Here is a 23,236-nt window from a genome sequence, read left to right as displayed (position 1 = left end):
CCGCCGCCGTGTTCATACTCCGACTCCCATCTGCTCAGCCAACTCCGCAATCGGCGCGGGCAACGCACCCCGTGTGCGACGCAGCACGTCGGTCATCACTTCGTGGGCGATGGGTCGGCAGCGGATCTCGGACGGGGCGAGCCGGTCGCCGCGCAGCAGCATCTCCCCCGCCATCGCGACGTCACCGAGCTGGGTGTAGCCCCGGGCCAGGTCGAGCAGGTGGTGGGCCCGCCGCTCGGGCAGCAGCCCGTTGAAGCTCGGCTCGGGGATGCGCTGGTGGATCTCCACCGCCCGCCCGCCGTCGCCCAGCTCCACGGCGGCGGCGGCCCGGTGCAGTTCCAGGTTGGTCGGGCCGAACGAGGTCCAGTAGTGGTTCTGGTCGCTGCCGAGCATCAGCGCCGCCTCGTTCGCCCCGTACAGCAGATCCTCGACGGCGTCGGAGTCGCCGAACCGGGCGGCGGCCATCGCCCCCTGCAACAGCAGCATGCCGTAGACGGAGAGCCGGTCCGGCGTGCTGTCGTTCATGCCGCCGGGGGCGAGCTGGTTGGCGATGCTGAGGTTCAGCTCCAGGGCGGGTCGGGCCCGACCCATCGCCACCAGCGCGTTGCAGACCCGGGCCGTGGCGACACCGGCCAGGAGCTGGTCGTCGGCGCGCTGGGCGACCGCCATCGACCGGTCGGCGGCCAGCCAGGCCAGCTCGCACTCGCCCAGCTTGCGCAGCACCGAGGAGGCGATCTGGTAGACCTGCCCGAGCAGGTGGGCGGCCTCCCGCCCCGACTCGCCGCCGTAGCCGGCGTCGGCGGCCTGGGCGTCGCGCAGCAGTTTCGGCAGCGCCCGGGTGAGCATCGCGTAGCGGCCGTACTGGTAGGTGAGCCAGGCATGGGTGACGGCCTTGCGCAGGTCGGCCAGGGGCGGCGGGTACGACACCCCGTCGAAGTACGCGGTCATCGAGGAGTACTGCTCCAGGGCGGCCCGGATCTCCTGCACCTCGAACTGGTCGATGCAGCTCAACGCGTCGGTACGCCGTTCCGGGTCCTTGCCGAGCAGCAGTTGCACGTCGATCCGCAGGATCACGGCGATCTCGTACAGCACCGAGAACTTGTCCAGCCGGCGGACCCCGCGTTCGACCTTGTCGACCCAGCTCTTGGACTTGCCGAGTCGGTCGGCGAAGACCTGCTGGGACATCTTTCGTCGCCCGCGCCAGTAGGCCACCCGTCGCCCGATCGGAAGCTCGTCCATCTTCTCCTGTTCCTCCCCCTGCCGGGTCGTCCGGCCGGGCTCCGGCCGACCACACCGGGCGCCTTCGATCCGTCCGCCCAGGTTGCCGCTGGTCGCACAGCGTGTACGTCACACGTACAGCCAGTTCTCATACCTTCGTGCAAGTTGCACGAGTCGTTCGTCAGGTGTCAACGAGCCCGGATCACGACAGTGACGGCGCTCGACGTGAGGGGTGGCGGTGACCGGTCGAGGCCAGAGGAGAGCACGGGACATGTGGGGGAACGTCGGGCCACGGGTCGCCCAGCTGGCCCCGATCGAACGGGTCCGGCTGCGCCGGATCGCCGTGCGGTACGCGGTGCACGGCTGGGAGGTGACCCCCGGCGCCTGCCTGGCGCGCAGCCGGTTCGTGTGCGGCCGGGCCGGTTGTCCCACCGTCGGCTGCCATCCCGCGCTGGAGAACTGGGAGCGGGGGGCGAGCACCGACCCGGCCCGGGTGGCCACCTGGTGGCGCAGCCGCCCGCACGGGGTACTGCTGCCCACCGGCCGCGCCTTCGACGTGCTGGAGGTCTCGGCACACCTGGGCCGGCGACTGCTCGACGCCGTACCCGGGCACCCCGCCGGTCCGGGCGTCCGGGGCCCGGTGGTGGTGACCCCGACCGGACGCTGGATGTTCCTGGTCCGCCCCGGCGACCCGCTGCGCCCCGAGCTGGAACACTGCTTCCACGTCGTCCGGCACGGCACCGGCTCGTGGATTCCGGCACCCCCCACCCGGTTGCCCGAGGGCCCGGTGCGCTGGGCGGTCGCCCCGGAGCAGGCCCGCTGGCGGCTGCCCGACTCGTACCTGTTGCAGAACACCCTGATCGAGACGTTACGGGCCGACGGGGTGACGCTGACCCCGGAGCTGCTGCCCGGCCAGCTCCCGCTGCCCCGACGCGGCCACTGACCCGCCGGCCACCGACCCGCCGGTCGCTGACCGGCCGGCAGCGGCGGGGCGGGACGTGGCCGGGTCGGGTTCCCGCCAGCGTCCCCGCCGCCACCGGACTCGTTGCACACCACGACGGCGCGCACGCGCCACCGGAGCGGGGGTACGACATGGCCAGGGACGAGATGCGGCACACCGGCGGTACCGAACCGCCGTACCGGCGACGGCCCCGCCGCTGGTCGGACACCCGACCGGCCGGCTCCCGCCCCGGTCGCCCCCGGCCGAACGGCTCCCGCCCGGCCGGCACCCACCGTCCGACCCGGTGAACTCCCCCACCGGCAGGTGACCCCGCCACCACGTCGACGCCTCAGTCGGCCAGCGGCAGGGCGGTGGAACGCAGCAGCCGACCGTCGTCGGTGACCACCGCGTGCAGGTGGCCGGGGAGCCGGTCGAGCCAGCCGACGCCGGCCACGCCCATCGCCACCGCCGCCGTGGCGTACGCGTCGGCGACACCCAGGTCCGGGCCGACCACGGTGACCGAACGCAACCCCCGGGCCGGTACGCCCCGGCGCGGGTCGAGCACGTGGTGCCCCCGTTCGTAGACGCCCGAGGTGGCGACGGCCAGGTCGGTGCCGGTGAGCACCAGGCAGGTGGCGTCCGCGTCCCACGGGTGCCGCACGCCGATCCGCCACGGCCGCCCCGACGACGAGTGCCCGCGTACCCGGACGTCGCCGCCGGCGTTGAGGCAGTGGTCGACCGCCCCGGCGGCCACCAGCCGGTCCGAGGCGACCTGGGCGGCCCAGCCCTTCACGTAGCCGGAGGGGTCCAGCCGACCGGTGGCGTACGCGTCGAAGAAGCCGTCGGTGTCGCCCCACAGGTCGGCGCAGCGGGCCAGCACCGCGCGCAGGTCCGCCGACGCCCCGGACAGCGGCAGGTCCCCCCGGTCGACGCGGCGCACCTCGCTGTCCTCGCGGTAGGTGGTGAACCGGGCGTCGACCTCACGCAGCCAGCGGAACGTGTCGTCGGCCAACTCCCGCAGGCTGGCGGCGGGCAGGTCGGTGGCGAGGTCCAGGCTGATCGCCGTACCCATGACCTGCTCGACCCGGCGCAGGCCGGGCCGGGTCGACGCCGCGCCCACCTAGCGGGCCTGGTCGAGGGCGGCCTGCAACGACCGCCGGTAGCCGTCGCTGGTGGCGGTCGCCTGGGAGACCGTGTCCAGGTTCGCGCCCTGCTGACGCACCACGTCGCCGCTGGTGCCGCTGTAGGCGGCATCGACCCGGTCGCTGCGCAGGTCGGACTGGCCGCCCTGGGGCAGTTCCAGCGCCACCGCGTCGACGATCCGCGTGCCGGCGACGGTGATCCGCACCTGCACGTTGCCGAACTCGGTGGAGACCACCGGGCCGGTGACCGTACGGGTGGTGGGCTTCGGCGCGGTGGTCCGGCCGGCGGCCGGGGTGCGGCGGGTGCCGGTGTCCCCGCCGGGGGTGGTGCGCCGTGCGGCCGGGGTGCGGCCGGCGGTGGGGTCGGGCCGGCCGGTCGGCCGGGGTGTCGCGGTGGTCCGCTGCGGCGTCGCGCCGGGGGTGGCGGGTCCGGTACGGTCCGGCGTGCCGACCGGTACGCCGGCCGGCAGGTCCACGGCGACCTGGCGGTCCTGCGGTGCGCCCTTGAGCACCACCAGGGCGGTGGTGCCGGCGGCCAGCCCGGTGATCGCGAGCAACGCGCGACGCATGTCAGGTGCCCTCCTACAGCTCGAACGGGGCGAGGTGGATCTGCCGGCGGGGCACGCCGGCCTGCCGGAGCACCCGCACCGAGGAGTCGACCAGCCCCTGCGGGCCGCACAGGTAGACGTCGCGGCGGGTCAGGTCGGGCACCAGCCGGCGCAACCCGTCCGGGCTCATCACCTGGCGGGGGCCGGCGTCGTCGCGGGAGCCGATGACGTACCAGACGGAGGTCTGCCGGGCCTGGGCCAGCCAGTCCAGCTCGTGCTGCAACAGCACGTCGGCCGGGGTGCGGGCCCGGTAGATCAGGGCCGCTCCGGCGGGCAGTTCCTCAAGCATCGCCCGCAGCGGGCCGATGCCGCTGCCACCGGCGATCAGCAGGGCCCGCTCCCGGGTGCGGTGCGCGGCGGTGAACGTGCCGGACGGCCCCTCCACCCAGACCCGGGTGCCCGGGTCGAGGTCACGCAGGTCCCGGGTGTGCCCGCCGACCACCTTCACGGTCAGCCGCAGCCAGCGGCCGTTCGCGGCGGCGGACAGCGAGAACGGGTGCGACTGCCACCAGCAGCCCCGGGCCAGGAACCGCCAGCGCAGGTACTGCCCGCCGAGCGGGTCGAGCTGGTGCAGCCGGCGGCCGGTCAGGTAGATCGAGACGGTGTCCGGGCTCTCGGCCACCACGTCGGCCACCCGCAGCCGGTGCCGCAGGTTGAGCAGCAGCGGCGCGACCAGCCGACCCCACCCCAGGGCGGCGGCGACCAGCAGGTAGCCGGCGGTCCAGCCGGTGCGCACCGGGCCGGGCGGGAAGAGCTGCGCGCCGTTGCTGAACTGGTGGCCGAAGCCGAGCAGCAGCGCCAGGTAGCTGGTCAGGTGCAGGTGGTACCAGAGTTCGTAGGGCAGCGCCCGGCGGACCGCCCGGATGCCGGTGCCGCCGACGAGCACCAGGATGCCGGCCGCGGCGAAGGCGGACACCATGTCGTCGAAGTCGCGCAGCAGCAGCCCCACCTGTGCGGTGACCGGGTTGCCCCGGGTGCGCGCGTAACCGACCACCAGCAGCGACAGGTGCGCCAGCACCGCCACCAGCAGGGTCGCGCCGAGGTCCCGGTGCACCCGGGACAGCCGCTCGCCGCCGACCCCGCGTTCCAGCACGCCGAGGCGGCTCATCATCAGCACCTGCACCAGCAGCAGGTAGCCGGCGACCAGGCCGGTGACCCGGCCGGCGGCGGTGAGCACGTCGGCGGTGCCGGTCAGCGAACCGGCCGGGGTGTCGAGCCACCACGGCAGCACCGCGGCCACCAGGCCGACCCAGAACAGCCCGGACAGCACCCGTCGGCCGGCGGACCCACGCCGGGGCCGGGCCGGCGGCGGGGGTACGGACGCAGCCGGCCGGCCGCCGTACCGGGACGGGTCCCGGGTACGACGACCGGCGGCGGGCAGGTCCTGATAGGTCACGCGTAGAGCTTCATCGGGGTGTACTTCCGACGCGGGAAGATCTTGTCGACCTGGGCGGTGGTCAGCCCGAACCGGCCCTGCGCCACCGCGCCGTAGACGTCGAACATGTTGTTGTACTCGGGGACGTCCCCCGAGTCCAGATCGCTCAGCCCGTCCCAGCGGCCCAGCAGCGAACCGGCGAGCTTACGCCCGGACAGGATGGTGACCACCCCGCCGTGGCCGTGGTCGGTGCCGCCGCCGTTGGAGGCGACCCGACGGCCGAACTCGCTGGACACCATGACGGTGACGTCGGCGGCCCGGTCGCCCAGGTCGGTGAAGAAGGCCGCCATCGCCTTCGCCAGCTCGCCGAGCCGGCGGTGGAGCTGGCCGCCGGAGCGGGTGCCCTGGTTCTCGTGGGTGTCGTAGCCGCCCATCCCGACCGTGGCGACCCGGACGTTCGCCCCGCCCTTGATGAGCTGGGCGAGCTGCCCGAAGGCGTACCCGACGCCCTCGTACGTCACGCCCTCGGCCGGCTGGTACGGCTTGGCGGCGAGCTGCTGGGCGGTGGACAGCGCGCCCATCCCCTCGATCACCGCCTCCTCGACGGGGTGGTTGATCCCGGTGAACAGGCCCCGGATCGCCTTCTCGGTGGCCGCCCGGTAGCGGTCGTCGCCGTTGAGCCGCAGCGAGCCGACGCTGTTGAGCGACAGCGCGCCGTTGGTGCCGACCAGCGAGCGGGGCAGGGTGCTGCCGATGCCGACGCTGCGGAACGCGGTGCCCTTGCCGAGGGAGTCGACGAGGCTGTCCAGCCAGCCCCGGCCGCCGGTCTCGCTGGGCAGGCCGCCGAGGTTGCAGGCGTCGGCGGCCTGGAAGTGGCTGCGGGACAGCCGCTCGTCGGAGACCGCCGGGACGAACCCGAGCTGACCCGCCCTGAGCCACTTCTCCAGCGGGGCGAAGGCGCTGGTCAGCGCGAAGCCCCGGCCCAGGGCGAGCGAGTCGCCGCCGAGCAGCAGATCGGGGCGGGCCTTGGCGAGCACCGCGTCGTCGGCCGGGGCGACCAGGCTCAGCCCGTCCAGCCCGCCGTAGAGGAAGACGTGGATCAGGGTGCCGGTCCTCGTCGCCGCGAACGACGCGGAGGTGGTGACGAACTGGGCGGTGGCCAGCGCGGTGGCGGTGGCGGCGGCACCGGCGACGAACGTCCGCCGGGTCACCCCGCGCCCGTCCTGCTGCGCCTCCTCCAGGTCCTCCAGCCGGCGGTACCGGTCGGCCTCGGCGGCGTTCTCGGCGGCGACCAGGTCGGCCTCGGCGCGCAGCAGCGCCTGCGCCGGGTCGTCGGCGAGCCGGCGCAGGTCGGGGCACTCGGGGTGCAGGGGGAACGCGGGCACGGTCTTCTCCATCGGGTGCGTCACCGGCTTCTCCATCGTCTGCCTCACCGCAGGTGGTGCTGGGGGGACGCGAGGATCGCCCGCGCGACGGCGGCGATCGCCCCGTTGAACGTGGCGTCGACCCGGGCGGTGGCGGACACCCCGGCCACCCCGAGGATCAGGTTCCGCTCCCGCGTCGACAACTTCTGGTGCACCAGCCGCAGGGCCAACGCGTCCACGTACGCCCCGGCGGTGGTCGGCGGCTTGGCCACCAGTTTCTCCGGCCGGGTGTAGGTGAACTGGGTGCGGTTGCCGGCGATCAGGTCGGCGGCCTCGTTCCAGCCGTTGACCATCGTGCCGGCCGACGTCCAGGCGACGTAGACGTCCGGGTAGCCGTCGGGGGTGGGCTGGCCCATCGGGTACTGGCCCAGCTCGCGCAGCTTGTCGTGGATCTGGCGCAGCCCCTGGGCGAACGCGGTGCGTTTGCTGTCGCCCTGCCGGAAGCCCGGCCCGGCCTGCGGCGCGACGCCCAGCGTCCGGTAGGTGGCGACCAGGTACTCCATCGGCCGGCGCACCTTCTGCCCGACCGCCGCCCAGAACTCCGAGGAGCTGAACAGCGACATCAGCAGCGGCTTCACCGAGCCCTTGTTGACGACGTAGATCTGGGTGAGCCGGTCCACCAGGGACTTCGGCGGGGTGTCCGAGACGAACCGGGTGGCCAGGCTGCGGGCCACGTACCGGGCGGTCGACGGGTGCAGCGCGAGGTACGTGATGTACGCGTCGATGACCTGGTCGGCCTTCTTCGGGTCGGTCGAGTCGTTGGGGTGGCTGAAGTCGAGGATCTTCACCTTGCCCCGGTAGTGCCGGTCGTGGCGGAAGACGTACCTCCCGTCGTCGACGCCCCGGCCGGTCTGGAGCAGGGCGGCCTGCCGGACGTCCTTCTCGGTGTAGCCGCCGTCGACCCCGACCGAGTACAGCTCCAGGTTCTCCCGGGCCAGGTTCTCGTTGACCGCGTCGGCCCGGGAGTCGTTCTGGTTGAGGTAGAGCAGCAGCGCCGGGTGCCTGTTCGCCGCCACCAGCATGTCCGGGTAGCTGCCCATGGCGTGCTTGCGGACCACGTCCCGGTCGAACGAGTTCCGGTACGCCTCACCGCCGTCGAAGTCCGCCGCGACGTGCAGGAAGTCGTTCCAGAAGTCGACCATCACCTCGTAGAGCTGCCGCTGCGACCAGATCTGCCGGGCCAGCGTGCCGTCGACCATCTCCTTCTCCGGCTGCGCGCCCCGCTCGTTGAGCTGCTCCCGCTGGTCGCGTACCTGCTGGCTGGTCAGCTTGAGGGTGGGCAGCTCGGCGAGCTTCAGCTCGGCGGCGCTCGGCGCGATCTTCTCCGGGTCGAGCTGCTGACGCACCCAGGCGTCGATGCCCATCCGCCTGATGTCGGCGAGCACCGTCGGGGTGGCCCCGAAGGTGGCCCGGCTGGCCAGGTGCCGGACGGGGTCCTTGGCCAGCACCGTCTTCACCGTCACCGGGGTCCGCGCCGCCGCGTCGGCCGGGCCGGAGAAGGTACGCCCGCCGCTGGGCGAGTTCTTCTTCAGCGCCGCACCGGCCCGGGAGCCCATGTAGCTCTCGTTCTGCTCGGTGTAGGTGCGTACGGTGCTGGGCTGCTGGCCGCTGGGGCGGGCCGGCGTGCCGTCGGTGGCGGTCGCGCCGGTGGCGTCCCCGGCGGCGGCGTCGCCGAACAGGCCGCGCACCTGGGGGCTCATCGCCAGCGCCGCGCCGCCGGCCACCACGGCGGCGGTGCCGCCCAACGCGACCAGGGCGCGCCGCCGGCCGACCCGGTCGCGGTCGTCGCCGTCGTCGTCCAGGTGGGGCAGTCCGGTGCCGGCCGGCTGGTGGAACGCCTGCCGACCCAACCCCTCGGGCCCCACCCACTGTGGGCCCCGGGACACCGGCGGCGGCCCGTACGGCGCGGCGGGAACCTCGTACGTCGGGGTGTGCCCGCCGGGGGTGTGCGGTCGATGCGGTGGCACATTCTGGTCGGCCATGTACCGGTCCCGTTTTCTTTCGATGCGCCGTACCGCTGCGACCGGGGGCGGAGGGTGCGGCGGCGGCTGCCGGAGGAGTTGCCACGGGAAGGTAGTCAAGCGCTGAGCTGCCGACAAGGCAGGTCACGGCCGTCGGCGGGGGCACTTAAGGTGCCGCTGTGCGGCGTCGCCGGGCGGGTGGTTCCGCCCCGGCCGGGCCGCACCGTCCCCAGCAGGGACGACGTGTCCGGCCGCGCGCCGGCCGTAACGTTTTGGCGGTACGTGTCCCGGCGCGCGGCGTTCACCGGCACAGCGAAACTTAAGCCCCCGGTAAGCCGACGCTGAGGTGCTCCGCGCCCGCCCGGCCCGGTTTGGGCGGCCCGTCCCCGGCTGTTCCCGGCTCCGCCCCGCAGGCGGCGCCCGGGGGCGAAAGTAGCAGCAGGAGCAGGGCGTGACCGGCCGCCGCAGCGGGTAAGCCGCCGAACCGCTGAAGCCTGAGGGGAAGGCACCGCCATGCTCAGCAAAGAGGATCAGCGCAGGTTCGAACAGATCACCCGGCAGCTCCGGGAGAGCGACCCGAAGTTCTTCGCGCGACTCGACCATCGGATCCGGGCCCGACGCGGGCGCTGGCTGATGCTGCTGACGGTCATCCTGTGGGCGTCGCTGCCCGCGATGACCGTCCTGGCCGGACGGACGGCCGGCGCGGCGTGCGTCGTCGTCCTGGCGGCCAACACCGGCCTGATGTGGCACTTCCGGCACCGTTGGCGCTGAGCCGCACGGCCATGATCGACACCAGGGGCGCGATGGTGCGGCATCGCAGCGACGGGACACCCCGACATCGCCCCACTGGTGTCGATCATGACCCGCGCGCCGGGTCAGCCCGGGTCGAACGCCCGGTAGGCCCGACGCAGGCGTTCCAGCAGGCCGGGCCCGCCGATCGCCGCCGCGGGTGAGCCGAGCTGCCGCAGCAGCAGCTCCGGGCCGGTGGCCAGGACGCTCGGCCGGTCAGGCAGCGGCACCGGCGCCACCCAGAACCGGTCCACCGCCCCGGTGAGCGGCACGTCGGGCAGGTCGGCGAGCACCCGGCCCGCCCCCGCCGCAGCGGCCTGCGCACCGTCCACGACCGACGGTACGCGGGCCGGTGCCCGGTCGGACGGGCCGGCAACCGGCCCGGCACCGGAGGGTGCCCGGTCGGACGGGCCGGTGACCTGCCCGGCGGCGGAGGGTGGGCCGGTGACCTGCCCGCCGGCGGAGAACCCCGGCGTGCCGTCGGTGTCGTGCGCCGACCCGACCGCGTCGGCGCGCAGGACGCGCAACCGGCCCAGCAACGCGTCGCGGCTGCGACCCCGCCAGTGCAGCAACTGGAACGGGTCGGCGTCGAACGCCTCGGCGAGCAGGTAGAACGTCGCCGCGAGATGCTTGCACGGCACCGCGACGTCGGGGCAGCCGCAGCGCTGGGTCAGCTCCCCCACCGACCGGGGGAACAGGGGCGCGCCCGCGGCGGCGAACAGCTCCTCCAGCTCGGCGGGCAGGTCACCGGCGAGCAGCCGGGCGCTGAAGAACGCCTGCCCGGCCAGCTCCCGTTCGATCCGGCCCCAGAGCGCGTCCGGGAACGGCGGCAGGGCGATGGTCACCGGGTAGGGCCGGGGCCGGGACCCCTGCACGCTCGCCTCGACCCGCCCGGGTGACACGTCGAGCCGGAGCACCTGACCCCGGCGCGCGTACGCCCGGCCCCGGGTGAGCCGGGTGCCCAGCGCGAACGACTCCAGCACCTCCAGGAAACGCCGGGACCACCAGGAGACCCCGATCGCACCCCGGGTGCTGCGTGCCCTCAGCCCGCCGTCGACCCGGCGCGGCGGCCCGAACCCGGCGAACGGGCCCTCCGCCCCGGCACCCCCGGGGCTCACTCGACCACCGCCCCGGCTTCCAGGGAGAACAGCTCCCGCAGCTGCCCGGTGGACAGCTCGGTCACCCACTGCTCGCCGCTGCCCACCACGGACGCGGCCAGCCCCCGCTTGTCGGCGATCATCGCGGCCACCTTCTCCTCGACGGTGCCGGCGCAGACGAACTTGCGGACCTGCACCCGCCGCCGCTGGCCGATCCGGAACGCCCGGTCGGTGGCCTGGTCCTCCACCGCCGGGTTCCACCACCTGTCGACGTGCACCACGTGGTTGGCGGCGGTCAGGGTCAACCCGGTGCCGCCGGCCTTGAGGGAGAGCACGAACAGCGCCGGACCGTCCGGGGACTGGAACCGGGTGACCAGGTCGTCCCGGTCGGCCTTGCCGACCCCGCCGTGCAGGTAGAGCACCTCCCGGCCGAAGCGCGCCGACAGGTGCCCGCGCAGCAGCGCGCCGAACTCGGCGTACTGGGTGAACAGCAGGGCCTTCTCGCCGGCCGCGAGCACCTCGTCGACGATCTCCTCCAGCCGTTGCAGCTTGCCGGAGCGGCCGGCCAGCGGCGAGGAGTCGTGCAGCAGTTGGGCGGGATGGTTGCAGACCTGCTTGAGCCGGGTCATCGTGGCCAGCACCAGGCCCCGGCGCTCCATCCCGTCGCTCGTCTCGATCCTCGCCAGCATCTCGTCGACGATCGCCCGGTAGAGCGACGCCTGCTCGGCGGTGAGGTTGCAGACCACCTCCATCTCCAGCTTCTCCGGCAGATCGCTGATGATCGAGGAGTCGGTCTTGAGTCGCCGCAGCACGAACGGGCCGGTGACCCGGCGCAGCCGGGCCGCCGCCTCGGTGTCACCGTGCCGCTCGATCGGCACCGCGTACGACTGCCGGAAGCTGCTGGCCGGGCCGAGCAGGCCGGGATTGGCGAACTGCATGATCGACCAGAGGTCGGCCAGCCGGTTCTCCACCGGCGTGCCGGTGACGGCGATCCGGTGTCGGGCGGGCAACGCCCGGACCGCCTCGGCCTGCCGGGTGGCCGCGTTCTTGATCGCCTGGGCCTCGTCGACCACCACCCGGTGCCAGCCGACCGACGCCAGCGCGACCGCGTCCCGCGCGGCCACCGCGTAGGTGGTGAGCACCAGGTCGGCGGCGTGCACGGCCTGGTCGAACGTGTCGTCCCGGGCCCGGTCCGCGCCGTGGTGCACGTGCACCCGCAGGCCGGGGGTGAACCGGGCCGCCTCCCGCTGCCAGTTGCCGACCAGCGACATCGGACAGACCAGCAGGGTCGGCCCGGCGTCCGGCGGGTCCCCGGCGAGCAGGGCCAGCAACTGCACGGTCTTGCCCAACCCCATGTCGTCGGCGAGCACCCCGCCGAGCCCGAGCGACTGGAGGAACACCAGCCAGGCCAGGCCACGTCGCTGGTAGGGCCGCAGGGTGCCCTTGAAGGCCGGCGGCGGGTCCAGCGGGACGAGCCGCCGTTCGGCCTGCCCGGCCAGCAGGTCACCGAGCGGGCCGTCGGCGGTCACCGCAAGCACCGGCAGGGCGTCGGGCGTCTCCGCCCCGGCCAAGCCCATCCGCAACAGGTCGGCGACGGTCAGCTCGCCGGAGTTGCGCAGCAGCCGCAGGCCGGCGGCCAGCCGTTTCGGGTCCAGCTCCACCCACCGGCCGCGCAGCCGCACCAGTGGGGTCTTCAACGCGGCCAGAGCGGCCAACTCGTCGGCGTCGACCGTCTCGTCGCCGAGCGCCACCTCCCAGCGGTAGTCGACGAGCGCGTCCAGCCCGAGCGCCCCGGTCGCGGCGACCGTGCCCGGGGCGGTGCGGCTGCGGGCCTGCAACCGGGCGCCGAGTCGCGCCGCCGGCCGCCGCCACCAGGACGGCAGCAGCACCCCGAACCCGGCGGCGTGCAGCACCGGCGCGCCCTCGCGCAGGAACCGGTGCGCCCCCTCGACGTCCAGCTCCAGCAGCTCCGGGGCGGGAGTGCGCAGCGCGCCGTCCAGCTCCGGCCAGAGCCGCCCGGCCCGGCCCAGCTCGGCCAGCAGGGTCTCCTGCGGGTCACCGCAGCGGCCGGCGAGCGCCGGTAGCCGCTCCGGGTGCCGCCAGACGTCACCGGCGGCGACGTGCAGGCCCGGCTCGTCGGCGGCCTGGAGACCGAACTCGATGCGCCACCGGCCGCCCTGCCCGACGACCGTCGACGGGTCGGCCGGCACCACGGTCAGGGCGTCGACGATCTCGTCGTCGGCCGGCTCCACCAGCCGGAAACTCGCCCGGACCGGGCCGCCGACGGCATCGCGCTGCCAGGCGTGCAGCTCGGCGCGGAGGGTGGCCAACCCGTCCGGTTCGGCGGTGAACCGCCGCTGCGGGCCGGTCAGCGCCGCCAGCCACCCGGCGGTCACCCCGTCGCGTCGACCGCCCCGGAGCAGGTCGACGTCGGTCAGCGCCCGGCGGGCGGCGGCATCGGTGAGCAGGTCCAGCACGTCGGCGACCAGCCCGCCGAGCCCGTCGACGCCGGTGGCACCGGCGGGCACGCCGGGTCCACCGGCCGGGCCGGCACCGGCGGGCGGTGCGGCTCCCTCGCGCAGCGCCGAGGCGGACGCCCCCTCGGGGCCGGGCCGCTTCCCGGCCGTCCGGCCGGCACCGGGACGCGGGCGGGCGGGGGGCGGTCCGGGGTCGACGGCGGCGCGGACCGCCGGGGGCAGGGCGAGGGCCAGCGACCGGGCCCAGGCGGCGTCCGCGCCGGTCAGCAGGGGCCGCCACACCGCCCACCCGACCGCCTTGCCCGTCGACCGGCCGGACGCCCGCCGGTCCACCGGCGCGTCGCCGCCCGGCCGCCGGTCCACCGGCGCGTCGCCGCCCGGCCGCCGGTCCACCGGCCCGTCCGCTTCCGGCCTCCGGTCCGGCGGCCCGTCCTCTTCCGGGCGGTCGGTCGGGCGCCGGTCCGCTGGCACGTCCCCGGGCGGGAGGTCGGCCACACCGGGCAGCAGCCGACCCCGGGCCACCAGGTCGACCGCGAAACCCGCCAGCTCGGCGAGGTGCCGCAGGCCGGCCCCCACCACGGCGTCGAGCCCGTCGAGGGTACGCAGCAGGTCGAACGCGTCGTCCGGGGCGTACCGCAGGACGGGGGTGCGCCAGGCGGCGAGGGTGACCGGGCCACGGGCCGGTTCCGCGACGGTGGCCGGGACCAGCTCCGGCGAGTGCAGGGGCGCGCCCGCCCGGGTGGGGAGGGTGAGCGGCACGGTGCCGGCCGGGCGGTCACCGAGCAGCGCGGCCAGGGTGCCCGGGTCGGCGGCGAAGGGGTGGGGGCGTTCGCGCGGGGCCCGGCCGGGGCGACGTGGCACCTGCGTCGGCCGGGCCGAATCCTCCGCCCACACCGCCAGACCGGCCCCCACCAGCCACACCCCGTGGACGACCAGCACTCGTTCCCCCTCGTCGACGCCCAGGGGTCAGGATAGGCGGCGAGGGTCGGACCCTGCCGCTCAGATCGCGCCGGTGCTGCCGTCGGTCAGCTCACGGAGGATGTCGGCGTGGCCGGCGTGCCGGGCGGTCTCCTCGATCATGTGCACCATGATCCAACGCAGGGACACCTCGCCGAGCTGCGGCTGCGCCACGACATGGTCCAGCGGGAACCGGGCGGCCAGCTCACGGGACCGGGCGCAGGCCCGCTCGTAGGCGTCGGCGAGCTGGTCGAGGGTCTTCCCCTCGGCCAGGGCGAAGCTGGCCGCCGCGTCCTCCTCGGAGGTCGGGAAGACGTCGCCGGGGGTCGGATCGAGCAGGAACGGGAACCAGTTTCGCTCGACCAGGGCGAGATGCTGCAGGATGCCCGCCACGGTGGTGGCCGACGGCACCAGCCGGCGGGTCGCCTCGGCGTCACTCAGGCCCCGTGCCTTGCGCAGCACGGTCGCCCGGTGGAAGTCGAGGAACGCGTCGAGCACCGCCCGCTCGTCGCCGGTGCGCGCCAGCACCGGGGCGAGCGTCGGATCGATCCGGATTTCCGTCATCACCGGACGGTAGCGGCGACCGTGTCGTCCCGCTGTCCCCCCGCGAACCCGCTGTCGCCGGCAAACCCTGCGCTCCGGCGGCCGGCTTGGCAGGATGGGCGCATGGCTGCGACGGTACGGATTCCCCTGGCGGACGGCCCGGCTGACGGCGAGGCGGTCGACGTCGAGCTGGACAGCAACGAGCGTCCCCCGCTGACCCACCATCACCTCGGCCCGCAGGGTCTGGTCGACGCCCAGATCTACGAGTTGGAGTCCGCCGGCGACCAGTGGCGCTACCGCTGGCGCGGCCCGGCCGTCTGACCCGGCCGGCACGACCGCTTCCGGTCGGGTGCCGACCCGACAGCCGGGGCCGGCACGACCACTTCTGGTCGTGTAGGTCGCCGGTCGGGTGGGTCGCCGGTGGTGGCGACCCGGCCGTCGGACCGCCGGCGTCGTCGCGATCCCGGCCGTCAGGCCGCCGGTCAGGCGGCCATCCGGGCCAGGGTGCGCGAGCGCAGGCCGTCCAACACGGCGCGGGTGACCTGGGAGGTGCCCCGGGCCTGGTCGCACACCTCGGCGACCCGGCGGGCGGTGGCCTCGCGGCGGGAATCCCGTTCGTCCCAGAGCCGGTCGACCTCCGCCAGCAGCGGACCCTCCACCTCGCGTTCCACGCCGCGCAGCGCCGGCACCCCGAGCCGCTGGGCCAGGTCGAAGACCTTCCCGGCGTACGGCAGCGGCAGGAACGGGGTGCCGACCATCGCCGCGAAGATCAGGAAGTGCAGCCGCATGCCGACCGCCAGGTCGAAGTGCTTCATCAGGCCGAGCACCTGCCGGGGCGAGTAGTCGCCGTGCAGGATGCGCCCCCGGTCGGCGGCGATCATGTGGGACAGCACCCCGTGCGAGTGCCTGATGTCGTCGCGTTCCATCGGCACGAACAGCACGTGCGCGTCGATCCGCTGCACCAGGAAGTCGCCGATCTGGGCGAGCAACCGGTGGTACCCGTCGACGTCGAGCCGCTCGGCCGCCCGCCCCGGCTCCCGGACACTCAGCCCGACCAGGCGCTTGCCGGCGGGCACCCCCTCCTCGCGCAGCAGCCGGGCCGGGAAGTCCTCCGGTTCCAGCAGGAACGCCGGGTCGGCGGTGACGGTGATCGGGTTGAGCAGCCCGGCCTCCTCCAGCACCATCCGGGACTCCTGGTCGCGGACGGTCACCTCGGTCGCCCCGGCCAGCGTCTCCCGGACCATGCCGGTGTCCACCCCGTCGCTGAGCGGGCCGACACCCACCGCGTACGTCAGCAGGGGCAGGCCGCGTTCCTGGGCGACCCGCACGACCCGCAGGTAGCGGCGGGCCTCCTTGTCGTACAGGATGCCGCCGCCGCCGAGGATCAGCAGGTCAAGCTGGCTGAGCACCTCGGCGGAGTCGACCCGGCTCACGCCCTCCCAGGGCACCGCCTCGACGTCGGGATGGGCGAGCGCGGTGTGCGCCGGGTTGCGGGAGAACACGATGATCCGCGCATTCGGCTCCTGCTCCCGCAGGTCGGCCAGCAGACCGGTGAGAATCGCCTCGTCTCCCAGGTTCCGACCGCCGTACGAGCCGAGCACACCGATGGTCAATCCGGTGGGACCCCTCATCCGTCACTCCTCCCCAGGAACGTCCCGGCGCGCATTCCCCCTCCCACCCCACCCATGCCCCCACCTCCGCCCTCCCCTCCCTCTCCCGCCCTCCACCCCCGCCCAGCTCCCGCCCCGCCCACCCGGCCCACCCGGCTCTCCCGCCCCGGTGATCAAGAGGTTTGCGTCACCACACCCCGCTCTTCCCGACCCAAACCTCTTGGTCACCGGGGACACCTACGGGAGCGGGGTGGTGATCAAGAGGTTTGCGTCAACCCACCCCCGTCTTGCTGGCCCAAACCTCTTGGTCAACAGGCACAGCGGTGAGGGTGGGCGGGTGATCAAGAGGTTTGCGTCAGGCCACCCCGCCTGGCTGACGCAAAGCTCTTGGTCAACAGGGACATCGACGGGGGTGGAGGGGTGACCAAGAGGTTCACGTCGGGTTGGGCCGGGCTGTTGACGCAAAGCTCTTGATCACCGGAGCGGGAGGGCGGGGCAGAAGCGGGAGCCGGGGCAGGAGCAGGGGCAGGGGGCAGGAGCGGGAGGGCGGGGCGTGGGGTGGGTGGGGTAATCGGGTTGCCTGGGGTGCGGGGTGCTCGCCAGGGTGGGGAGATGGCGGGTGTGAGCGCGGGTGCGGGCAGGATCGGGTGGGACGAGCTGCCTGGGCATGTCCGGCAGGCGGTGGAGCGGATCATCGGGGACCGGGTGGTCGAGGCGGTCTCCCAGAGTGGCGGGTACTCCCCGGGCACCGCCGACCGGGTGCGGACCGCCGGTGGTCGACGGGCGTTCGTCAAGGCGGTCAGCCCGGCGCAGAACCCGGACAGTCCCCGGATGCACCGCGCCGAGGCCCGGCACACCGCCGCGCTGCCCCCGTCGGCGCCGACGCCCCGGCTGCTCGGTTGCCACGACGACGGCGACTGGGTGGCGCTCGTGCTGACCGACGTCGACGGACGGCACCCGTACACCCCCTGGCGGAACGCCGAACTCGACGCGACGCTGCGTACGTTGGAAGCCCTGGCCGGGACACTCACGCCGAACCCGGTGCCGGGCACGCCGAGGGCGGCCGAACGGTTGGCCCACGATTTCGGCGGCTGGCGGCGGATCGCCGCCGACCCGCCACCCCGGCTCGACCCGTGGGTCGCCGGGCACCTGGACGAGCTGTGCGCGGCGGCCGACCGGGGGCTGGCCGGGCTGACCGGGGACACCCTGTGCCACCTGGACGTGCGGGCCGACAACCTGCTGATCGGTCCGGACGGCACGGTCACCGTGGTGGACTGGCCGTGGGCCTGCCGGGGTCCCGCCTGGCTGGACACGGCGCTGCTGCTGGTCAACGTACGGTTGCACGGCGGGCACGACACCGAGGCACTGCTGCGCCGGCTGCCGCTCACCGCCGGGGCCGACCCGGCCGCCCTGACCGGCTTCTACGCCGGGCTGGCCGGCTTCTTCACCGACAGCGCGCGCCGCCCACCGCCGCCCAACATTCCCACCGTTCGCGCTTTCCAGCAGGCCCAGGCCGACGCTCTGCTGCCCTGGCTGCGCCACCGCCTCGACCACCCGCAGACCGCCGGTTGACCAAGAGGTTGGCGTCACCGACCGCGGATTCCGTGACGCAAACCTCTTGATCACGCGGGCGGAAGGCGGGCGGCGGGGGGGCGGGGGGAGAGAGGGGGCGGGGGTCAGTGGAGTTGGTGGGTGAGGAAGGGGAGGGCGAGGTGGGGTAACAGGGGGGTGGTGGGGATGTCCTGGTGGGTGAGGCCGGGGAGGATCGCGAGGCGGGAGGTCGGGCGGGCGGTGCCGTCGCCGCCCGGGTCGCGGTGGCCGCCGCCGAGCAGCCCGTAGAACTCGGCCATGTGGGCGACCGGGATCGCGTCCGCGTCGGCGAAGACCAGCAGGGTCGGTACGGCGAGCGCCGCCACCTGCGGTGTCCAGTCGTACTCGCGGCGCAGCAGGTCACCGGTCTTGGCCCAGAGCACCGGCCAGTCCTGCGGTCGGGGGGCGATCCGCGTGTAGAGCTGGTGCGGGGGCGTGCCGCGCATCCGTTCGCCGGCCCGCTCGTCCTGGCTGGACATGGCGGCCAGCACCTCGGGATACCAACCCTGCCGCCGGAACGGGGTGGAGACCAGCACCAGCCGGCGTACCAGGTCCGGATGCTGGATGGCGGTCCGCAGCGCCACGCCACCGCCGAGGGAGTACCCCAGTAGCTGCGCCCCGGGCAGGTCGAGGTGCCGCAGCAGCGCGGCGACGTCGTCGGCCATCGACTCGTAGCGCAGTGGACGATCCACGTCGGCGGTGCGACCGTGGCCCTGGAGGTCGACTGCGATCACCCGGCGGCGGCGGGCCAGCGCCGGCAGGATCGGGGCGAACATCTCCGCCGCGCCGTAGCCGCCGTGCAGCAGCACCAGCGGTGGGCCGTCGCCGTGTTCCTCGTACCACAGCCGCAGCCCGTTGACGTGCGCGTAGCTCACGATTTCACCTCCGACCGGCGTCGGGACGCGGGCCGCCGGAAGCCGCCACGGCGACGCCCCCGGCGGACCTGCCGGCGGTGTCCCATCGGCTCAACGATCCGGCCGCCGATGATCGACGACCGTTGTCGTTGCTGGTCGGAGGGTGGGCGCGGCAGGTTTCGAACCTGCGACCCCTCGCTTGTAAGGCGAGTGCTCTCCCACTGAGCTACGCGCCCGGAACGCCCGTACGAGCGGGCCGGTGGCTGGCAAGCTTACCTGCCGGCCACCGGCCCGTCGCAACGGTGTGCCCGGTGACCGGTCAGGCGGCGACCGTGTCGGCGAGGGCCTTGCGCCAGCCCTGCTGGTCACGCGCCTCACCCGGCATGTTCATCTCGGCGAACCGGACGATCCCGGCCTTGTCGATGACGAAGGTGCCCCGGTTGGCGATGCCGGCGAGGTCGTTGAAGACGCCGTACGCCTGGGCGACCGCCCCGTGCGGCCAGAAGTCGGACAGCAGCGGGAACTGGTAGCCCTCCTTCTCGGCCCAGATCTTGTGGGCGTAGACCGAGTCGACGCTGACGGTGAGCACCTGCACGTCGTCGTTGACGTAGTCGTTGAGGTTGTCCCGCACCTCGCACAGCTCACCCTGGCAGATGCCGGTGAAGGCGAGCGGGTAGAAGACCAGCAGCACGGTGCGGTTGCCCCGGTAGTCCGAGAGCCGTACCTCCTGGTTGTTCTGGTCCTTCAGCAGGAAGTCGGGTGCCTCGGCACCAACCTCGATCGGCATGCGAACTCCTTGGTGGGTCGAGTCTGAGGTGGGTTCAGCCTGCCACACCCGCGGGCGACGCCCGGGGTGTGGGACTGCTCAGTCGCGTACGGCCTACTTGCGGCCCTTGGACCCGCGGCGCAGCACCAGCCGGGCGCCGCTCCAGTCCTTGCCGGCGTTGAGGGTCGAGGTCTGCTGGAGCCCGGCGGTCTGCGCCGACTCGGCGACCTCGCTCGGCTCGACGTGGCCGTCGCGGCCGGCCTTCGGGGTCAACAGCCACACGACTCCGGCGTCGGCCAGCGGACCGAGGGCGTCGACGAGGAGCTCGAAGAGGTCACCGTCACCGTCGCGGTACCAGACGAGCACCGCGTCGACCACCTCGTCGGTGTCCTCGTCGACCAGTTCTCCACAGCGGTCGGTCAGGGCGTCCCGGAGATCCTGGTCGACGTCCTCGTCGTACCCCATCTCCATGACGACCATGCCCGGTTCGATCCCGAACCGGTCCGCCAGGAGACGTACCCCGTCGGCGGCCTGACCAGCGGTCGCGCTCACTGTCGCGTGCCTCCTCATCTCGTCCCTGCCCGGCGGCGTCGCGGTGACGCCGTCAGGCAGAGTCCACACAGTTGTGGTCCGTCGCGCAAGTGGCGCACCGGGTGGAACGGAATTTACCGTGCCAGCAGCGTACGGGCACCCTGGGTAATGGCATCCTCGGAGACCAGCACCTGACGGGCAGCCGGACCTAATGGTACAAACGAGTCAACTGCCGCCACCCGCCGCGCCGCCCCCACGTATCCGGCGTCGACCAGCGCCGCGAGAATGCCCTCCCCCACCCCGCCGGAGCGCCGCGTCTCGTCGACCACCAGCACCCGCCCGGTCGCCGACGCCTCCCGGATCAGGTCCGCCACCGGCAGCGGGGCCAGCCACCGCAGGTCCACCACCCGGCAGCCGATCCCCTCGTCGGCCAGGGTCGACGCCGCCCGCAGCGACATCCGCACCCCGTTACCGAACGTGACGATCGTGACGTCCTCGGCCGAGCCGACGCCGTACACCCGGGCCCGGCCGATCGGGGCGTGGCCGGCGGCCCAGGCGGACGGCTCAGCGTAGGAAGCCAGCCACTCACCGTCACCCGGCTCGTACAGGTCCCGGGTGTGGTAGAGCGCGATCGGCTCCAGGAAGACCGAGACCGTGCCGTCCACGACCGCGGCGGCCAGGCAGGTCCGCAGCAGCGGGCCGGCGTCGTCCGGCCGCGCCGGCACCGCGACCACCAGACCGGGCACGTCCCGCAGTACGGCCACCGAGTTGTCGTTGTGGAAGTGCCCCCCGAACCCCTCCTGGTACGCAAGCCCCGGCACCCGCACCACCATCGGGTTGCGGAACGCCCCCTGGGAGAAGAACTGCAGGGTGGCCGCCTCGCCCCGCAACTGGTCCTCGGCGTTGTGCAGGTACGCCAGGTACTGGATCTCCGGCACCGGCAGCATCCCGGCCAGCCCCGCGCCCAGCCCCAACCCCAGCACCGACGTCTCGTCCAGCAGGGTGTCGAAGACCCGGGCCGCCCCGAACCGCTCCCGCAGCCCCTTGGTGACCCCGTACACCCCGCCCTTGGCGGCGACGTCCTCGCCGAACACCGCCAGCTGCGGGTGGCTGAGCATCCCGTCGGCGAGCGCCGCGTTGATGCTCTGCGCGAGGGTCAGCGGGCCGGCCAGCTCCGGCGGCCTGCCCGCGAACGCCTCCGCCCGGCCGGCCGCGTCCGGCCCGGCGGCCCGCTGGGCGGACTGTGCCACGGCGGCGGCGACCCGCGACGGCCGGCGGGGCGACAGCGGGGCCACCACCTCGGCCACGGCCGACAGCTTCGGCTCGTCGAGCACCTCCTCGGCGGTCCGGCGCACCTGCCAGCCCCGCTCGTCGTAGCGGGCCAGCAGCTCCTCCCCGGTGGCCACCCCGGCCTCGACGAGCAGCCGGGCGGTGGCCAGCACCGGGTCGCGTGCCTCGTCGGCGGCGATCTCGGCGGTGCTGCGGTACGCCTGCTCGGCGTCGGCACCGGCATGGCCCAACAGCCGCACGGTACGCAGGTGCAGCACCGCCGGGCGACGGTGCCGACGCACCCAGCCGGCGGCCTCGGCGGCCACCGCGTGCACGGCCACCGGATCGGTGCCGTCGGCGGCGAAGTACCGCACCCCCGGCCGGGCCCGCAGGGTCCGCTCCACCCAGCCCTCCGGCGACCGGACGCTGATGCCCAGGCCGTTGTCCTCGCAGACGAAGAGCACCGGAATCCGCAGGCCGGTGTGGTCGTACCAGCCGGCGGTGTTGAAGGCGGCGGTGGCGCTGGCGTGGTTGACCGAGGCGTCGCCGAACGAGCAGACCACGATGGCGTCCCGGGGCCACGGCGAGCGCGGCGGGCCGTCCGGGTCGTCGCGCCGGCCGGCGGTGTCCATCCGGCGCAGCCGCTCCACGGCCAGCCCCAGCCCGACCGCCCGGGGCAGGTGCGAGGCGATGGTCGACGTGGTCGGCACCACGGCCAGGTCGGCACGGCCGAACACCTTGTGCCGGCCCCCGGCGATCGGGTCCCGGGTCGAGGCGACGATGCCCCGCAGCACGTCCCGGGCCGCCTCGGCGTACGCCTCCTGCCACCCGTCCAGGTCCGGGCCGCCCGCCGAATCGGCCACCGCCGGCTCGGGGCGGGGGCCGGCGGGTACGACGGGTCCGGCGTCGGCCGGGTCGCCCGCCGGGCCGGGCGCACCGGCGGCGGACGTGACGGCCTGGCCGGTGGGGACGGCTACCGGGGCGGGCCGCTGGCGGGGCACCGGCTCGGCGGTGCCGTCGGCACCCACCCGGTAGGCGACCGCTCCGGCCGGGGGTGGTGGCACGGCGACGCCGTCGAGCGCGTCCGTCGGGCGCACCGACGCGGGGTGCGGGTCGTGGACCGGGGAGCCGGGGCTGGTCTCCCCGCCCCACCCGGCACCGGCGGCCGACCCGACCGGCGGGCCGGCGGCGTCCGGGGCCACGGGTGGCAGACCGGCGGCGTCCGGAGCCCGGTGCGGCGCGGCCACGGCGTCCGGGGTTCCCGGCGACGCGGCCACGGTGTCCGGGGTTCCCGGCGACGCGGCCACGGTGTCCGGCAGGCCGGTCGACAAGCCGCCGGCGTCCGGGGCTGCGGGCGGCGGGGCGACGGTGTGCGACGCCCCGACCGATGGGCCCGTGGCCTGCGGGGAAACGGGCACGTCCGGGTGACCCGGCCGGGAGCCGGTGTCCGGACCTGCGGCGGGTGGGCTGCTGTGGTGCGCTCCGGTGGGCGCGGGGACGTCGTCGACCGCCGAGCGGCCGCCGTCGGTGGGGGCGTCGGCCGGCCGACTGTCGCCGTCAGGGGTGTCGGCCGGATCATGGACGCCGTCGGGGTCACCGGCCGGCGGGTGGTCGTCGGCGTCCGGGTATCCGGTCACCGCCGCGGGATCCCCGCCGGCCCCGACGTCGCCGCCGGGGAAGTCGCCGACGGCCTGGGCGGCACGCAGGCAGTAGAAGGCGCCGGAGCGGTAGTGCAGCAGGGCCGGGTCGGTGGGGCGCAGTGCGGCGGCCACCGCCGCGTTGGCCTCGTGCCCGGCCGAGCCGATCGTGTAGAAGCCCTCGTCGAAGCTGCGCAGCCAACGCGCGGCCAGGTCGAGCTGGCGGCTGGTCACCTGCGCGTCGAACAGGGCGAGCAGCTGCCGCCCGGTCAGCGCGGCACCGGGCCGGACGGGTCGCCCGGGGTCACGCCGCCGCTCGGGCTCGGGCAACGCGCCCAGGGTCTCCCGGAACCGGTCGTCGAGATCTTGCGGGGTGGTCACGCGATCAGCATTACCGACGGAGGCCACGCTCGCCCACTCAGACACGACCCGACCGGGATACGGCGGT

Annotated in this window: 18 protein-coding genes, 1 tRNA gene and 1 pseudogene; 4 read left to right on the top strand and 16 right to left on the bottom strand. The window is 74.6% G+C overall.

Annotated features, from left to right (window positions below; all coding sequences use genetic code 11):
* Positions 1-12: 12 nt before the first annotated feature.
* Complete coding sequence (locus ACN265_RS06505; RefSeq protein ID WP_204926427.1) at positions 13-1,239, bottom strand: helix-turn-helix domain-containing protein; 1,227 nt, start codon at positions 1,237-1,239, stop codon at positions 13-15.
* A gap of 250 nt (positions 1,240-1,489) precedes the next feature.
* On the opposite strand from ACN265_RS06505, the gene ACN265_RS06500 reads away from it, so the two are divergent.
* Entirely contained in the window at positions 1,490-2,161 is a 672-nt protein-coding gene (locus ACN265_RS06500) for a bifunctional DNA primase/polymerase (protein WP_357935456.1), read from the top strand.
* 346 nt (positions 2,162-2,507) lie between these two features.
* Here ACN265_RS06500 and ACN265_RS06495 read toward each other — a convergent pair whose 3' ends face one another.
* From ACN265_RS06495 to ACN265_RS06475, 5 genes are read right to left on the bottom strand one after another with little or no spacing between them, the layout of a single operon-like run.
* Positions 2,508-3,230: an FAD:protein FMN transferase gene (locus ACN265_RS06495; protein ID WP_204926425.1), complete on the bottom strand. Its 723-nt coding sequence runs from the start codon at positions 3,228-3,230 to the stop codon at positions 2,508-2,510.
* A 48-nt stretch (positions 3,231-3,278) separates the two neighbouring features.
* Positions 3,279-3,869: an FMN-binding protein gene (locus tag ACN265_RS06490; protein WP_421406378.1), complete on the bottom strand. Its 591-nt coding sequence runs from the start codon at positions 3,867-3,869 to the stop codon at positions 3,279-3,281.
* A gap of 13 nt (positions 3,870-3,882) precedes the next feature.
* The gene (locus tag ACN265_RS06485; protein ID WP_421406377.1) at positions 3,883-5,304 is read right to left on the bottom strand and encodes a ferric reductase-like transmembrane domain-containing protein; all 1,422 of its coding nucleotides are present in this window, start codon (positions 5,302-5,304) and stop codon (positions 3,883-3,885) included.
* The gene (locus tag ACN265_RS06480; protein ID WP_421406376.1) at positions 5,301-6,692 is read right to left on the bottom strand and encodes a DUF1501 domain-containing protein; all 1,392 of its coding nucleotides are present in this window, start codon (positions 6,690-6,692) and stop codon (positions 5,301-5,303) included. Before ACN265_RS06480 ends, ACN265_RS06485 begins: the two co-directional genes overlap by 4 nt.
* Positions 6,693-6,712: 20 nt before the next feature.
* A complete protein-coding gene (locus ACN265_RS06475; protein WP_421406374.1) occupies positions 6,713-8,689 on the bottom strand; it encodes a DUF1800 domain-containing protein in 1,977 nt (658 codons plus the stop codon).
* Positions 8,690-9,181: 492 nt separating this feature from the next.
* Here ACN265_RS06475 and ACN265_RS06470 point away from each other — a divergent pair, with 492 nt between their 5' ends.
* Positions 9,182-9,439 (top strand): DUF3040 domain-containing protein, encoded by a 258-nt coding sequence (locus ACN265_RS06470; RefSeq protein WP_088644833.1) that lies wholly within the window; start codon positions 9,182-9,184, stop codon positions 9,437-9,439.
* Between the two features lie 104 nt (positions 9,440-9,543).
* Here ACN265_RS06470 and ACN265_RS06465 read toward each other — a convergent pair whose 3' ends face one another.
* The 3 genes from ACN265_RS06465 to ACN265_RS06455 are packed head-to-tail and all read right to left on the bottom strand — an operon-like array spanning position 9,544 to position 14,552.
* Entirely contained in the window at positions 9,544-10,575 is a 1,032-nt protein-coding gene (locus ACN265_RS06465) for a hypothetical protein (RefSeq protein WP_421406372.1), read from the bottom strand.
* Positions 10,572-13,970: an SNF2-related protein gene (locus tag ACN265_RS06460; protein ID WP_421406371.1), complete on the bottom strand. Its 3,399-nt coding sequence runs from the start codon at positions 13,968-13,970 to the stop codon at positions 10,572-10,574. Before ACN265_RS06460 ends, ACN265_RS06465 begins: the two co-directional genes overlap by 4 nt.
* 60 nt (positions 13,971-14,030) lie before the next feature.
* A complete protein-coding gene (locus tag ACN265_RS06455) occupies positions 14,031-14,552 on the bottom strand; it encodes a DinB family protein (RefSeq protein WP_420119712.1) in 522 nt (173 codons plus the stop codon).
* A gap of 102 nt (positions 14,553-14,654) precedes the next feature.
* On the opposite strand from ACN265_RS06455, the gene ACN265_RS06450 reads away from it, so the two are divergent.
* Positions 14,655-14,852 carry a hypothetical protein gene (locus ACN265_RS06450; RefSeq protein ID WP_088644837.1) on the top strand — a complete coding sequence of 66 codons (198 nt, stop codon included), beginning with the start codon at positions 14,655-14,657 and terminating at the stop codon, positions 14,850-14,852.
* Positions 14,853-15,013: 161 nt separating this feature from the next.
* Here ACN265_RS06450 and ACN265_RS06445 read toward each other — a convergent pair whose 3' ends face one another.
* Complete coding sequence (locus ACN265_RS06445) at positions 15,014-16,162, bottom strand: polysaccharide pyruvyl transferase family protein (protein WP_204926416.1); 1,149 nt, start codon at positions 16,160-16,162, stop codon at positions 15,014-15,016.
* Positions 16,163-16,753: 591 nt separating this feature from the next.
* Here ACN265_RS06445 and ACN265_RS06440 point away from each other — a divergent pair.
* Complete coding sequence (locus ACN265_RS06440; protein WP_420119711.1) at positions 16,754-17,713, top strand: aminoglycoside phosphotransferase family protein; 960 nt, start codon at positions 16,754-16,756, stop codon at positions 17,711-17,713.
* A gap of 104 nt (positions 17,714-17,817) precedes the next feature.
* Here ACN265_RS06440 and ACN265_RS06435 read toward each other — a convergent pair whose 3' ends face one another.
* The 6 genes and pseudogenes from ACN265_RS06435 to ACN265_RS06410 form a co-directional block, all read right to left on the bottom strand.
* The gene (locus ACN265_RS06435; RefSeq protein ID WP_420119710.1) at positions 17,818-18,606 is read right to left on the bottom strand and encodes an alpha/beta fold hydrolase; all 789 of its coding nucleotides are present in this window, start codon (positions 18,604-18,606) and stop codon (positions 17,818-17,820) included.
* A 143-nt stretch (positions 18,607-18,749) separates the two neighbouring features.
* Positions 18,750-18,821, bottom strand: a tRNA-Val gene (locus tag ACN265_RS06430).
* Between the two features lie 83 nt (positions 18,822-18,904).
* Positions 18,905-19,372 (bottom strand): peroxiredoxin, encoded by a 468-nt coding sequence (locus ACN265_RS06425; protein WP_204926412.1) that lies wholly within the window; start codon positions 19,370-19,372, stop codon positions 18,905-18,907.
* Between the two features lie 93 nt (positions 19,373-19,465).
* Entirely contained in the window at positions 19,466-19,903 is a 438-nt protein-coding gene (locus tag ACN265_RS06420) for a DUF3052 domain-containing protein (protein WP_067315614.1), read from the bottom strand.
* Positions 19,904-20,016: 113 nt separating this feature from the next.
* On the bottom strand, positions 20,017-22,362 hold the full coding sequence (locus ACN265_RS06415; protein ID WP_421411395.1) for a thiamine pyrophosphate-dependent enzyme: 2,346 nt from the start codon (positions 22,360-22,362) through the stop codon (positions 20,017-20,019).
* Positions 22,363-22,734: 372 nt separating this feature from the next.
* Positions 22,735-23,196: pseudogene (locus tag ACN265_RS06410) on the bottom strand (transketolase); the annotation flags it as partial.
* Positions 23,197-23,236: the final 40 nt, after the last annotated feature.

It is taken from the genome of Micromonospora sp. WMMD730, from assembly GCF_049178955.1.
In the GTDB taxonomy this organism is placed as follows: domain Bacteria; phylum Actinomycetota; class Actinomycetes; order Mycobacteriales; family Micromonosporaceae; genus Micromonospora; species Micromonospora wenchangensis.
Note: the sequence above shows the minus strand (reverse complement) of the source record. Positions and strands in the feature narration are given on the sequence as shown.

Bases quoted from the DNA above. Each gene is read 5' to 3' on its own strand.
- ACN265_RS06450 (WP_088644837.1), top strand. From the start codon at position 14,655: ATGGCTGCGACGGTACGGATTCCCCTGGCGGACGGCCCGGCTGACGGC.
- ACN265_RS06440 (WP_420119711.1), top strand. From the start codon at position 16,754: ATGGCGGGTGTGAGCGCGGGTGCGGGCAGGATCGGGTGGGACGAGCTG.
- ACN265_RS06445 (WP_204926416.1), bottom strand. From the start codon at position 16,162: ATGAGGGGTCCCACCGGATTGACCATCGGTGTGCTCGGCTCGTACGGC.
- ACN265_RS06495 (WP_204926425.1), bottom strand. From the start codon at position 3,230: ATGGGTACGGCGATCAGCCTGGACCTCGCCACCGACCTGCCCGCCGCC.
- ACN265_RS06490 (WP_421406378.1), bottom strand. From the start codon at position 3,869: ATGCGTCGCGCGTTGCTCGCGATCACCGGGCTGGCCGCCGGCACCACC.
- ACN265_RS06505 (WP_204926427.1), bottom strand. From the start codon at position 1,239: ATGGACGAGCTTCCGATCGGGCGACGGGTGGCCTACTGGCGCGGGCGA.
- ACN265_RS06425 (WP_204926412.1), bottom strand. From the start codon at position 19,372: ATGCCGATCGAGGTTGGTGCCGAGGCACCCGACTTCCTGCTGAAGGAC.
- ACN265_RS06475 (WP_421406374.1), bottom strand. From the start codon at position 8,689: ATGGCCGACCAGAATGTGCCACCGCATCGACCGCACACCCCCGGCGGG.
- ACN265_RS06500 (WP_357935456.1), top strand. From the start codon at position 1,490: ATGTGGGGGAACGTCGGGCCACGGGTCGCCCAGCTGGCCCCGATCGAA.
- ACN265_RS06470 (WP_088644833.1), top strand. From the start codon at position 9,182: ATGCTCAGCAAAGAGGATCAGCGCAGGTTCGAACAGATCACCCGGCAG.
- ACN265_RS06455 (WP_420119712.1), bottom strand. From the start codon at position 14,552: ATGACGGAAATCCGGATCGATCCGACGCTCGCCCCGGTGCTGGCGCGC.